This is a genomic window from Brucella sp. TWI432 (genome assembly GCF_039674445.1).
In the GTDB taxonomy this organism is placed as follows: Bacteria; Pseudomonadota; Alphaproteobacteria; order Rhizobiales; family Rhizobiaceae; genus Brucella; species Brucella chromiisoli.
Genome location: NZ_JBDJNL010000003.1, coordinates 184,575 through 197,336 on the forward strand (window position 1 = coordinate 184,575; position 12,762 = coordinate 197,336).

Here is a 12,762-nt window from a genome sequence, read left to right on the forward strand (position 1 = left end):
GACTTGTAAAATTCAGCCATAGTTTCATTGAGTTATGGCTGAAATTTTTTAGGTTTGTTTTGAAAGAGCAGCGGAATGTCCAACACTGAACCATCGACTTCGCGGAATGCATCTTCTGATCCCAAGCAGAATTTTGGCACTGAGGGTATTGCGCCTATGGAGCGTCCGGGTGCCATCACGCGCTTCTTCATGGGTATCGTTGCCTGGGCCGAACGGCTCAATCTGAAATATGCGAAGCTCGGCAATCCGCCTGTCTATGACAATGCCACGTTCCCATGGGCGGCAGAGGTTGAGAAAGCTTATCCAGCTATTCGCAAAGAGCTTGAAAAGGTTCTGCTGCGTCAGAGCGAGCTGCCTTCGTTTCAGGACATTTCGTCAGACGTAAAAACGATTTCGACTGATAATCACTGGAAGACATTCTTCCTTTTGGGCTTTGGTGTGAAGTCGGAACAGAATATTAAGGCCTGTCCCAACACATGGAACGCGGTACAGCATATTCCGGGTCTGACGACAGCCATGTTCTCGATCTTCGAGCCGGGCAAGCACCTGCCGCCGCATCGTGGTCCTTATAATGGCGTGCTGCGTCTGCATATGGGCATGATCGTGCCGGAGCCCGCCGATAAGCTTGCAATCCGTGTGGATAAGCAGGTCTGCCACTGGCAGGAAGGCAAGGTTCTGATTTTCGACGATGCCTATGAGCATGAGGCATGGAACCACACCGAGCATACGCGCGTGGTGCTGTTCGTCGATTTCGTGAAGCCGCTGAAATTCCCGGCCCGTTTTGTCAACTGGGCGTTGATGAATCTTGCGATCTTCACACCCTTCATCAAGGAAGGGCTGGATAACCACAATGAGTGGGAAAAGAAGTTTTATGCGCAAGCTGAACAGCTTCGCAATCAGCCAAAAGCCTGAGCGATTTGACTTTGAACTACGGCGTTCTTAAATAATCTTCTGGAGGGCTTTTTCCTCCAGTTGCTTGTGCTCCACGAATGGGGATGCGCTTTAAAAGGAATTGTTGATGCTAGAGATTGTCGGAAGCCTCTGATCGTTCCGAATAATTGCTGCGCCTTTAGGAAAGCGCAGATGTTCAGGGACGGAAATGGCATTGGCTGTGGGGGAGCTTGGTTTACCCGCATGCGCTGATGCTTGTCATGGTTTCCATCCAGGCATAACAACAATGAATATCTCACGTATTGAACAGCGCGTGCTTCACGTGCTGGCGCAGGGCGGTTACATTCGCCATCTGCGCGAAGACGGACGTATCTGCGAAATCGAATGCTATACGCGTGAAGGCTATGTGCTTTCTGATTGCACGATGGCAATTTTCCAGCAATTGCGGCGAAAACGGCTGATCGAATCGCGTGGGGGAAGTGCTTATCGTATTTCCCTCAAAGGACGCATCAACGTTCGCGCACAAGCCAATAATCGATGAAGAGGTGCTGAATGTATATCCGCACAGAACAACCGCCGGATATTGCTTCAATCCGTCATCTGACTGCTGAGGCGTTTCGCACGATGCCGTATAGCACTCAGAAAGAAGCGGCAATCATTGATGCTCTTCGTGCCGCATCGGCTCTGACCTTATCGCTGGTCGCAGAAGAGAAAAACGACATCATTGGACATGTGGCGTTCTCGCCGGTCAGTATCGATGGTGTTGACAGCGACTGGTATGGATTAGGACCAGTGTCCGTACAGCCGGACAAGCAAGGCAAGGGGATTGGTCGTGCGCTCATCCGTGAAGGTCTGAAGCGTTTGAAGGACGATGGAGCTTGCGGTTGTGTTCTGGTTGGAGATCCGGCCTATTACCAGCACTTTGACTTCAAAGCTGACGAGCGGTTGAAGCTTAAAGGTGTTCCAGCCAAGTACTTCCAATGTCTTTTGATGAAAGGTGATATGCCATCCGGTGAAGTGACCTTTCACGCGGCATTCGATGTATGAAGAAAGGGCGGGAAAATTCCCGCCCTTTGTCTAACTTATTACGGCCACTTTACCACGGGTGGCATGGACGAGAGAATGGAATTCACATTGCCACCGGTCTTGAGACCAAAGATCGTGCCGCGATCATAAAGCAGGTTGAATTCGACATAGCGTCCGCGGCGGATCAACTGTTGCTCGCGATCTTCCGGTGTCCAGTCCTTGTTAAAATTCTGGCGCACCAGATGCGGATAAACAACCGAGAACCCACGGCCCACATCACGGGTGAAGGCAAAATCCTTATCCCAGCCGCCCTGTTCTTCAGATGAATGCAGCCAGTCGTAGAAGATACCTCCAATACCGCGGGCCTCATTGCGATGCGGCAGATAGAAATATTCGTCGCACCATTCTTTCAAACGCTCGTAGTCGGCGATGTCCTTGTGCTTGTCGCAGATGAAGCGAAACGCCTTGTGGAAGGCAAGCGTATCCGGGTCTTCCTGCGTGCGGCGACGGTCAAGCACAGGCGTCAGATCAGCGCCGCCACCAAACCATTGCCGGGTTGTGACAACCATGCGCGTGTTCATATGGACGGCCGGCACATTCGGGTTCTGCGGATGCGCGATCAATGAAATACCGCTGGCCCAATAGCGCGGGTCTTCTTCGGCACCGGGTATCTGCTTGCGGAACTCAGGAGAAAACTCGCCATGAACCGTTGAGACATGCACGCCGACTTTTTCAAAAACGCGGCCATGCATGATGGACATGACACCGCCGCCGCCTTTGCCTTCGTCCTTTTGCCATGGTGTGCGAACAAAGCGCCCTGGCTCCTGATCGGAAAGCTGGCCCTGCAAGTCGTCTTCAAGCTGTTCAAAGCTTGCGCAGATACGGTCGCGCAGTTCTTCAAACCAGTTTTGAGCGGCCAGTTTTTTCTCTTCGATATCATGCGGGATGATCGCCGGAATTTCGTCACGTTGCATTTCAGGTAACCTCTCGCGCAATCTCTTGAGTAATTTAATTCAGATGACTTAGCAAAGTCCTGCCTTTTGGCAAAGTGCGAAGACAGTATGGTGGGCGAAGGCGAATTTCTCTCCCCAAGAAAAGACTCGTCATGAAGTCGTCGCTTCCCTATCTTATGGGGCAGGGAATTTTAACCCTTTGTACGGGAGGCAACTGCATGAGCGCATCACCGCCCAAACCGCCGCTGGAAGGCTTGCGCAAGCAGCTTGAAAAAGGCCGCGCGAATAAAAGCAGGCTCCCACGGGATGGCTTTGTCCGTGAGACATTTGCTTTGCCGCGGCAAGCCGCACGCGATAAAGCGCGCGAATGGTTCGAGAGTTTTCCCAAGGCTGCATATTGGACAGAAATCGAGAGCTGGTGTGAGCGGCCCGATGATGTCATCGAATTTACCATGCGCCGCCTGCCAACGTCAGATTAGAGATCTGATTCAACAAAGCTGCTCAAGCCGTTGAAACCAGATTCAAATGCGGCATTTGCGAAAACGCCCTTCGGTTTTTGCCGAAGGGCGTTTTGTTTTTGAGTCGTTATACCGTTACCGGACTACCTGGCTTCTGTCTGCGGTGCCTGTTCCCACGACTTCCAGTCTTTGATGATGCTGTCGGCATAGGCTTTGCCAACGCGATAGGCATTGGTTGTGGCCAGCGGGAAACCACCCGACTTTGCAGCGAGCGACTCTGATGCTGTCTGGTCTTTGCCCTGACGGTCGAAGTTGGAAGACGTGCGCAGAAGCGCGATACGGTTGAAGTCGAGCTTGTCCGCATCGGCTGCACGCTTAAGCGCTGTGAGTGTCGCGTTGTCTTCCATCTGCGAGGTGCAGTAGTCTGCTTTGCCATCGGTCAGGAGTTTTGCCCACTGTTCCATGGCTTCGCCGAGCTTCGTGCCGTGCCAGTACGTGTCGCCAGATGCGGTGTCGCAGATTGTAACCATCGGGGCGCTGGTTGCGGCTTCTTCCGTGTAGTGCTTGCGATATTCCTTGGCATCGTCGCTGTCGAGAAGTTCAACGCTTTGCGTGGTTTTAAGCGCATAATCTGCAAGCTTGCCATTGAGTTCGAACACTTCGGTGCCTGCTGCCCATTTTGGCTTTTCGCCCGGCTTGGATGCGCCGAGACCGAAGAAATCGGTGGTCCAGCCTTCAGGGGCTTCGCGAATATCAATGCGGTGGTTGAGGTTGGCATCAACTGCATATTTCGCCCAATGCGCAGAGCCGAGCGTGCCATGCTTGGGGTCAACGCCTGCAATGCCCGCGATGAGGAAATAGGTGTTCTTCAGATCAAGCTTGTCGCTCAGCGCCATGGCCGAGACTGCACTGGCTGCATTGGCAAAACCCATGGCGGTCGTCATGTGGCAGAGGCCCTCGGCCGTACAGTCAATCTCGGGATATTCAGGGCTCAAGCCCGGCAGCTTCAGCTTCTGCGTGAAGTTTTCACCTTCCAGCCAAGGCTTGGCTTCTTCGCCGAACATAGTGATGACCATAACCTTCGGCGCAATGGTTTCAGCAGTTTGTGCAAATGCAGGAGCGGCAATTGCAGTGCTGAGCAGTGAGGCCGTAAGAACAGAGCTGCGGAACAATGGCTTCATTGGGGAGGACCTTTTTCTGGATGTATTAACGTGTTCGGGAACTGATTCCGCTTATTCGCCTATGCGGTTGAAACGGAATCTTTTTCCTGATTTCGCTGACGCATAGCTTCGCCTGCTGTGATTGCGACAGAAACCGCAAGATTGAGGGAGCGCGCACCCGGTATCATCGGGATGATCAGGCGCGCATCGGCGCTATCCTGAATGCTGTCAGGCACGCCGGCAGACTCTCTTCCGAACAGCAGGATATCGTTCGTCTGAAACTGATATTGCGTATAGGGGATCGCGGCTTTGGTCGAAAGCAACACGAGGCGCTTGCCTGCATGAAGACGCCAGTCGTTGAAATGCTGCCAGTCGGCATGGCGGGTCAGGGCGGCTTGCTCAAGATAGTCCATGCCTGCACGCTTCAATGAGCGATCGGAAACATCGAAACCCGCAGGCTCGATTAGATCCACCGCAAAGCCAAGGCAGGCGGCCATGCGCAGAATGGTTCCGGTATTGCCGGGAATGTCGGGCTGATAAAGGGCGATGCGCAAATCCATATAGAGCGGGTAGCTCACAAATCCGATGGCTGCAAGTACCGTAACCCGCTCTTGCTCTGACATCAACACATCTGTGCTGTGATAAGCTGAAGGAAAACGATGCTTTGGTTGATCACAAAAATATTCCCTTTTTGTTCTCGTTCTCTCTTGGCAATTTCATAAGGTGCCCGTACAAGGATCGCCATGTTTACATGGTTTGAAAATCGACTCGAAGCTTATCCCGAAGAACCGCCGCGCGAGCCTCCGCGCGGGCTGGTCGCTTTTTGCCTTTATTATACCCGTGGCGCATGGCCATGGATTATCGGCATGGCAATTTTTACGACACTGATTGCGATTATCGAAGTGTCGCTTTTTGCCTTTATGGGCAATATTGTTGACTGGCTTTCGCACCAGTCACGCGAGACCTTTTTAAGCAATGAGGGCTGGCGGCTTTCATTGATTTCAGGTGTCGTGCTGGTGGGACTGCCGGGCGTTGTGCTCATTCACTCGCTGCTTATCCACCAGACCTTGCTCGGAAACTATCCGATGCGTGTGCGCTGGCTGATGCATCGCTATCTGATCCGCCAGTCGATGTCGTTCTTTCAGGATGAGTTTGCCGGACGTATCTCAACCAAGCTGATGCAGACCGCTCTTGCCGTGCGCGAAACGGTGATGAAGCTGCTTGATGTGCTCAATTATGTCATCGTCTATTTTGCCGGTACGCTGTTTATTGCGGCTTCGGCGGATATTGTTCTGATGATCCCGTTTGCGGTCTGGCTCGGCGTTTACATCATCCTGCTGCGCTTTTTCATTCCGCGTTTGCGGGTGATTTCGGAAAAGCAGGCTGATGCGCGCTCGCTTATGACCGGGCGCATTGTTGACAGCTATACGAATATTGCGACTGTCAAACTGTTCTCGCATTCAAGCCGTGAGGAGGCTTACGTCAAAGAAAGCCTCGATGGTTTTCTAACCACTGTGCATGGCCAGATGCGCATGATCACCCTGTTCCATTTCACGCTCTATCTTGCGAACTGCATATTGCTGTTTGCAGTGGGGGCGATTGGTATCAGTCTGTGGATGAACGAAGCGATTTCCGTAGGGGCAGTTGCAGTGGGCATCGGCCTGGTGCTGCGTTTGAATGGTATGTCGCAATGGATCATGTGGGAAATGTCGGCGCTGTTTGAAAACATAGGCACTGTGGAAGATGGTATTACGACGATCTCGCGCGCCCATGCTGTGGTGGATGTTCCTGATGCGCCTGCGCTGAGAGTGCGTGGCGGTGTAATTGATTTTGATAAAATCGGCTTCCATTATGGCAAAGGCAAGGGTGTCATTGAAGGTCTGTCGCTTGACATCAAAGCAGGACAGAAGATCGGTCTTGTCGGACGCTCGGGGGCAGGTAAATCCACGCTCGTTAATCTGCTGCTGCGATTCTACGATCTTGAAAAAGGCCGCATCCTGATCGACGGGCAGGATATTTCAAAGGTAACGCAAGATTCGCTTCGCGCCAGCATCGGCATGGTGACACAGGATACATCTTTGCTGCATCGTTCGGTCCGTGAAAACATCATGTATGGTCGTCCTGACGCAACGGACGACATGGTCGCGCGGGCAATCCGCCTTGCTGAGGCTGATCAATTCATTCCGCTGTTGACCGATGCAAAAGGTCGACGTGGCTTGGATGCCCATGTCGGCGAGCGTGGTGTGAAACTTTCCGGTGGTCAGCGTCAGCGCATCGCGATTGCGCGTGTGATGCTTAAAGATGCGCCGATCCTTATTCTGGATGAAGCAACCTCTGCGCTTGATTCAGAAGTGGAAGCGGCCATTCAGGACAGCCTCAACACGCTTATGGAAGGCAAGACGGTTATCGCGATTGCGCATCGTCTTTCGACCATCGCTGCCCTTGATCGTCTCGTTGTGATGGATGAGGGAAAAATCGTCGAAGACGGGACGCATGAGGAGCTTGTTGCGCTTGGCGGTATTTATGCCGGACTATGGGCACGTCAGTCGGGTGGATTCCTTGGCTTTGATGAGCAGGCCGAAGCGGAAATGTCAAAGTAAGGAATACGCAATTGATGAAAGCGGTTTATAGCCTGTTCGAGCGTTGGGTTGATCCCTTCCGCGAACCGGACAAGCTCAGGCCGCCTTCAACAACACTTGCTTTTTTGTGGCACTACGCGCGGCAGGCCAAATGGCCGCTTGCAGCCTCGCTGGTTGTTGGCGGTCTGCTGCCTCTTGTTGAGGCAGGGCTTTTTTACTTCACCGGCAGGCTTGTCGATATTCTTGATCAGTCAAGTCGCACAGGCGTTGAAAGAAGCTGGTCGGCGCTGCTTCAGGCCGCGGGCCCAGAACTTCTGTTCATGGGTATCACAGTTCTTGTCATCCGCTTTGTCGTCACGGGCATAAATACCCTGCTTGAAGGTCAGACACTTTCGCCGGGTTTCTATAATATGATCCGCTGGCAGGCGAATTCCTATGTTCAGCGGCAGTCCTATGCATTCTTTCAGAATGATTTTGCCGGGCGCATTGCGACCAAGGTCTGGCAAGCAGGGCAAGCGGCCGGTGATCTGATTGACAGTCTCATTCAGGTCGTCTGGTTCATGGCGATCTACAGCATCACCACGCTGGTTCTGGTTGGCCAGCTTGACTGGCGGCTTGCGGCCGCGGTCATCGTCTGGATCGTGGCTTTTGGTCTGATCGCAAGGCACTACCTGCCACGCATCCGCGAGAATGCGGAAGCATCTGCCGAAGCAGGCTCTATGATCAATGGCCGTATCGTTGACAGCTATTCCAATATTCAGACAATCAAGCTTAACACCGTCGATGATGACGAGCGCTATATGCGTGATGGCTTTAAGCGTTATCTGGCGGCTATCTTCCCCTTTCTCCGGTCACTTTCCGGTGTGCGTCTCGCCATGACCGGGTTGTCGGGTGTGATGATTGTGACGGTTGCCGTCATCACCATCGACTTGTGGACGAAAGACGCAATTACGGTCGGGCAGGTGTCGTTCACGCTCGGTCTGGTGCTGCGTCTTAACATGCTGCTCGGACGCCTCATGATGCAGTTGAATGGTATGCTGCGCCAGCTTGGTCTCATTGAGAATTCGATGAAGCTTTTGTCTGCACCGCTTGGTCTGGAAGACAAGCGCGATGCAAAGCAATTGCACATCACCGATGCGCGCATCGATATTCGGCATGTGACTTTCCATTATGGCAAAGCCGGAGGTGTTTTGGATGATATCAACTTCACCGTTAAGGGGGGGGAGCGGATCGGATTGGTTGGCCACTCTGGCGCTGGAAAAACCACGCTGGTGAATTTGATCCTTCGACTCTATGACGTTGAGAAGGGGGCTATCCTTGTTGATGGGCAGGATGTGCGTGACGTCACGCAAGCTTCGCTCCGGCGTGCCTTTGCGGTTGTCAGTCAGGAAACTGCACTTCTGCACCGCTCGTTGCGCGATAATATCATGTTGGCGCGTGATGATGCGACAGATGACGATCTTGCGGAAGCCGCGCGTCAGGCGGAAGCGGATGAGTTCATCGCAAGACTTGAGGACTTTAACGGACGCAAATCCTTCGATGCTTTTGTTGGCGAACGTGGCGTCAAACTTTCAGGAGGGCAGCGGCAGCGTATCGCGATTGCGCGCGCAATCCTGAAGGATGCGCCGATCCTTATTCTGGATGAGGCGACATCGGCGCTCGACTCAGAGGTAGAAGCCGCTATTCAGGAAAATCTGCGTCAGCTCATGGAGGGCAAGACGGTTCTTGCAATCGCCCATCGTCTTTCGACCATCGCGGCGCTGGATCGTCTCATCGTTATGGATAAGGGGCGCATTGCCGAAGAAGGTACACATGATGAGCTTATTGCGCGTGGCGGGATTTATGCGCGCCTCTGGGAGCGGCAATCAGGCGGTTTTCTGGGCGTAGACCATTAGTTTCGACATTTTCAGCGCCACAAAAACATTCGTACAAAGGGAAAATTGAGCGGCTGTTTTTGTTTGGCAGGATTTCAATGCACACCAATTCCGTACCCTGCGACATGGTGCCGTCCCTTAGGCTTGGCGTCTGGACAAGACTTTTCAACCTGCCTAAACCTGAACGCTGAGATGGAGGGAGTTTCGTTCTGCAAGTACTTGCGGGACTACCGTTTGCGTGCGAGCGCAAAAGGTAGGATCGCTTTCGCGCAGGTGCAAGGTGGACGAGGGGAGTTTTCAATTGGATATCCAGGTTAAAAAGGAATTGGCACGTGAGCGAACACGACACGGCTGAGCCGACACGGCGTGATTTTTTGTATATTGCGACGGGAATGGCTGGTGTCGTCGGTGTCGGCGGACTGGCATGGCCGTTTATCGACCAGATGCGCCCCGATGCTTCGACACTCGCAGCAGCGTCCATTGAAGTGGATGTTTCTTCTCTTGAAGAAGGTGCATCCATGACCGTCAAGTGGCGCGGCAAGCCGATTTTCATTCGCAATCGTACTGCTAAGGAAGTTGAAGACGCCAAGGTAACTGCCTTGAGCGATCTGAAAGACATTGCTGCGCGTAATGCCAATCTTCCCTTGGATGCAGAAGCGACGGATGTCGCCCGTTCGGCGGGTGAAGGCAAGGAAAACTGGATCGTTATGGTCGGTGTTTGCACCCATCTTGGCTGCGTGCCGCTCGGTGAATCCGGGTCGTTCGGTGGCTGGTTCTGCCCATGTCATGGCTCGACCTATGACACTGCAGGACGTATCCGCAGCGGTCCGGCGCCGGAAAACATGCACATTCCAGAATACGCATTCACTTCCGATACGGTCATCAGGATCGGCTAAAACAGATCTTGGGGAGATAAAACATGAGTGGTCATCACTCCACATATACGCCCTCGACCGGCATCGAGAAATGGGTCGACGAGCGGCTGCCTTTGCCGCGTCTTGTCTATGATTCCTTTGTTGCCTATCCGACGCCGCGTAACCTGAATTATATGTATACGTTCGGTGGCATCCTAAGCTTTATGCTTATTGCGCAGATCATTACCGGCATTGTGCTGGCCATGCATTATGCAGCTGAAACGTCGATTGCGTTTGTTTCCGTCGAAAAGATTATGCGTGATGTCAATTCCGGTTGGCTGCTACGCTATATGCACGCCAATGGTGCATCCTTCTTCTTCATTGCCGTGTATCTGCACATTGCGCGTGGGCTGTATTACGGTTCTTACAAGGCGCCACGCGAGCTTCTGTGGATTCTCGGCGTGGTTATCTTCCTGCTGATGATGGCAACCGCGTTCATGGGCTATGTGCTGCCATGGGGACAGATGTCGTTTTGGGGTGCGACGGTTATCACGGGCTTCTTCACGGCCTTTCCGGTGATCGGTGAGCCGATCCAGCAATTGCTGCTCGGTGGCTTTGCGGTTGATAATCCAACGCTTAACCGCTTCTTCTCGCTGCATTATCTGCTGCCGTTCATGATTGTGGGTGTTGTTATCCTGCACGTCTGGGCGCTGCATGTGACGGGTCAGACAAACCCGACCGGCATTGAAGTGAAGTCGAAGACGGACACGCTGCCGTTCACGCCTTATGCAACCATCAAGGATGCTTTTGGTGCGCTCGTCTTCTTCATCTTCTTCGCCTATTTTGTCTTCTACATGCCGAACTTCCTCGGCCACCCGGATAACTATATTCAGGCTGACTCGCTGAAGACACCGGCGCATATCGTGCCTGAATGGTATTTCTTGCCATTCTACGCGATGCTGCGTGCAATCACCTTCAACATCGGCCCAATCGACTCCAAGCTTGGTGGCGTTCTGGTGATGTTTGGTTCGATTGCGATCCTCTTCGTTGTCCCATGGCTCGATACGTCGAAAGTGCGTTCGGCCGTTTACCGTCCATGGTTCAAACTGTTCTTCTGGCTGTTTGTCATCAATGCGATCTTCCTTGGCTGGCTGGGCTCGCGTCCTGCTGAAGGCACCTACACATTGCTGGCGCAGTTTGGCACGCTTTACTACTTCGCATTCTTCATTGTGATCATGCCGGTTCTTGGCTTGATTGAGACGCCGAAGCGTCTGCCGAACTCGATTACCGAGGCGGTTCTTGAAAAGAGCGAAGGCAAGGCCGAGATTGCCCCAGTGGAAATCAAGGGCTGAAGCGCGAGATGAAGGACGTAAAAATGAAAAACATCCTCAAGAATTTCGCTGTCTTCGGTATTGCTCCGATTGTGGCTCTTGGTGTGACGCTGGGTGGCGCTTTTGCTGCTGGCGGTGGCGAGGGTGAGCCCGAGCATTATCCGATCCATCATCCGAAGCAGGAAAGCTGGAGCTTTTCGGGGCCATTTGGCACCTATGACAAGGGACAGCTACAGCGTGGCCTCAAGGTTTACAAGGAAGTCTGTTCGGCCTGCCATTCGATGAATCTGGTAGCTTTCCGCAATTTGGAAGCTCTCGGTTATTCGCCGGATCAGGTGAAGGCTTTCGCTGCCGAATATGAAGTCACCGATGGTCCGAATGCGGACGGTGAAATGTTCACCCGAAAGGCAATTGCGACGGATCATTTTCCATCGCCGTTTCCCAATGCGAATGCAGCAGCTGCGGCTAATAATGGCGCAGTTCCGCCTGACTTCTCGCTGATTGCCAAGGCCCGTGCCGTTGAACGAGGTTTTCCAACCTTTATCTTCGACGTATTCACGCAATATGCTGAAGGAGGCCCGGATTATATTCATGCGCTGCTGACCGGCTATGATGAACAGCCACCAGCTGGCATGCATATTCCGGAAGGCACGCATTACAACCCGTACTTCATTGCGGGGAAGTCGCTTGCCATGGCAAAGCCACTCAGCGACGATCAGGTGACGTATGATGATGGTTCTCCGCAGACGGTGGATCAGTATGCGCGTGACGTTTCTGCGTTTCTGATGTGGGCCGCAGAGCCGCATCTTGAACAGCGCAAGAAGACAGGCTTTCGGGTCATTATCTTCCTCGTGCTGTTTGCTGGTCTTGTTTATATTGCCAAGCGTTCGATCTGGTCGAATGTGAAGCACTGATCGCTTGTCATAACAGTTGAAGGGGCGCCAAAAGGCGCCCTTTTTGTTTTGATCATGAAAGATCGTTCGAATATAGGGATTACGCTTGGCGCAGCCGCTATATCGTGGTTGAAGGTAATCTGAAAAAGCCTTTAAATTTGTCGTATTGAAAGGACTGAACATGGAATCCGGCCTTAAAGCCACGTTGAAAGACGCGATCAGAACGATTCCTGATTATCCAAAACCCGGTGTTCAGTTCCGTGATGTCACGACGTTGATGGGCGATGCGCAGGCTTTCCGCCGCGCTGTCGATGAACTTGTCTATCCTTATGCCGGAAACAAGGTTGATAAGGTGGCGGGTGTCGAAGCGCGTGGCTTCATTCTTGGCGGCGCGATTGCGCATCAGCTTTCGGCTGGCTTTGTTCCGATCCGTAAGAAGGGTAAGCTGCCGCGTGATACCGTGCGTATCGCCTACAGCCTCGAATATGGCATTGATGAAATGGAAATGCACCGCGATGCCATCGTGCCGGGCGAGCGCATCATGCTGGTGGACGATCTGATCGCAACGGGTGGCACGGCGGAAGCTGCGGCCAAGCTGCTTCTCCAGATGGGTGCCGAGATCGTTGCCGCTTGCTTCATCATTGATCTGCCAGACCTTGGTGGACGCAAAAAGCTTGAAGCGCTTGGTGTACCAGTGCGAACGCTTGTCGAATTTGAAGGCGATTGAGTCTAGCAAAAGCAAC

Annotated in this window: 13 protein-coding genes; 10 read left to right on the forward strand and 3 right to left on the reverse strand. The window is 53.0% G+C overall.

Annotated elements, in window-relative coordinates; genetic code table 11:
* Window positions 1-75: 75 nt before the first annotated feature.
* From olsC to ABE527_RS08110, 3 genes are all read left to right on the forward strand, one after another.
* On the forward strand, window positions 76-912 hold the full coding sequence (gene olsC, locus ABE527_RS08100; RefSeq protein ID WP_396998144.1) for an ornithine lipid ester-linked acyl 2-hydroxylase OlsC: 837 nt from the start codon (window positions 76-78) through the stop codon (window positions 910-912).
* A 265-nt stretch (window positions 913-1,177) separates the two neighbouring features.
* Window positions 1,178-1,432, forward strand: a complete 255-nt coding sequence (locus ABE527_RS08105; protein ID WP_265985574.1) for a YjhX family toxin — start codon at window positions 1,178-1,180, stop codon at window positions 1,430-1,432.
* Window positions 1,433-1,443: 11 nt separating this feature from the next.
* Window positions 1,444-1,938, forward strand: coding sequence for a GNAT family N-acetyltransferase (locus ABE527_RS08110; RefSeq protein ID WP_499696599.1), 495 nt, complete (start codon window positions 1,444-1,446; stop codon window positions 1,936-1,938).
* Between the two features lie 38 nt (window positions 1,939-1,976).
* Here the strand turns inward: ABE527_RS08110 and hemF are convergent, their stop codons facing one another.
* Complete coding sequence (gene hemF / locus ABE527_RS08115; RefSeq protein WP_499696600.1) at window positions 1,977-2,891, reverse strand: oxygen-dependent coproporphyrinogen oxidase; 915 nt, start codon at window positions 2,889-2,891, stop codon at window positions 1,977-1,979.
* A gap of 197 nt (window positions 2,892-3,088) precedes the next feature.
* Between hemF and ABE527_RS08120 the strand changes: the two genes are divergently transcribed.
* Window positions 3,089-3,349, forward strand: coding sequence for a hypothetical protein (locus ABE527_RS08120; protein ID WP_265985571.1), 261 nt, complete (start codon window positions 3,089-3,091; stop codon window positions 3,347-3,349).
* A gap of 122 nt (window positions 3,350-3,471) precedes the next feature.
* Here ABE527_RS08120 and ABE527_RS08125 read toward each other — a convergent pair whose 3' ends face one another.
* Together ABE527_RS08125 and ABE527_RS08130 are read right to left on the reverse strand one after the other, a co-directional pair.
* Window positions 3,472-4,509, reverse strand: a complete 1,038-nt coding sequence (locus ABE527_RS08125) for a purine-nucleoside phosphorylase (protein ID WP_499696601.1) — start codon at window positions 4,507-4,509, stop codon at window positions 3,472-3,474.
* A gap of 59 nt (window positions 4,510-4,568) precedes the next feature.
* The gene (locus ABE527_RS08130; protein WP_499696679.1) at window positions 4,569-5,048 is read right to left on the reverse strand and encodes a tRNA (cytidine(34)-2'-O)-methyltransferase; all 480 of its coding nucleotides are present in this window, start codon (window positions 5,046-5,048) and stop codon (window positions 4,569-4,571) included.
* 183 nt (window positions 5,049-5,231) lie between these two features.
* Between ABE527_RS08130 and ABE527_RS08135 the strand changes: the two genes are divergently transcribed.
* From ABE527_RS08135 to ABE527_RS08160, 6 genes are all read left to right on the forward strand, one after another.
* Window positions 5,232-7,088 (forward strand): ABC transporter ATP-binding protein, encoded by a 1,857-nt coding sequence (locus ABE527_RS08135; protein WP_499696602.1) that lies wholly within the window; start codon window positions 5,232-5,234, stop codon window positions 7,086-7,088.
* Window positions 7,089-7,102: 14 nt separating this feature from the next.
* Window positions 7,103-8,962, forward strand: coding sequence for an ABC transporter ATP-binding protein (locus ABE527_RS08140; RefSeq protein WP_396998148.1), 1,860 nt, complete (start codon window positions 7,103-7,105; stop codon window positions 8,960-8,962).
* A 311-nt stretch (window positions 8,963-9,273) separates the two neighbouring features.
* A complete protein-coding gene (gene petA / locus ABE527_RS08145) occupies window positions 9,274-9,837 on the forward strand; it encodes a ubiquinol-cytochrome c reductase iron-sulfur subunit (RefSeq protein WP_265985567.1) in 564 nt (187 codons plus the stop codon).
* A 23-nt stretch (window positions 9,838-9,860) separates the two neighbouring features.
* Entirely contained in the window at window positions 9,861-11,147 is a 1,287-nt protein-coding gene (locus ABE527_RS08150) for a cytochrome b (RefSeq protein WP_265985566.1), read from the forward strand.
* Between the two features lie 23 nt (window positions 11,148-11,170).
* Window positions 11,171-12,040, forward strand: coding sequence for a cytochrome c1 (locus ABE527_RS08155; protein WP_265985565.1), 870 nt, complete (start codon window positions 11,171-11,173; stop codon window positions 12,038-12,040).
* 160 nt (window positions 12,041-12,200) lie between these two features.
* Window positions 12,201-12,746 carry an adenine phosphoribosyltransferase gene (locus ABE527_RS08160; protein ID WP_396998153.1) on the forward strand — a complete coding sequence of 182 codons (546 nt, stop codon included), beginning with the start codon at window positions 12,201-12,203 and terminating at the stop codon, window positions 12,744-12,746.
* Window positions 12,747-12,762: the final 16 nt, after the last annotated feature.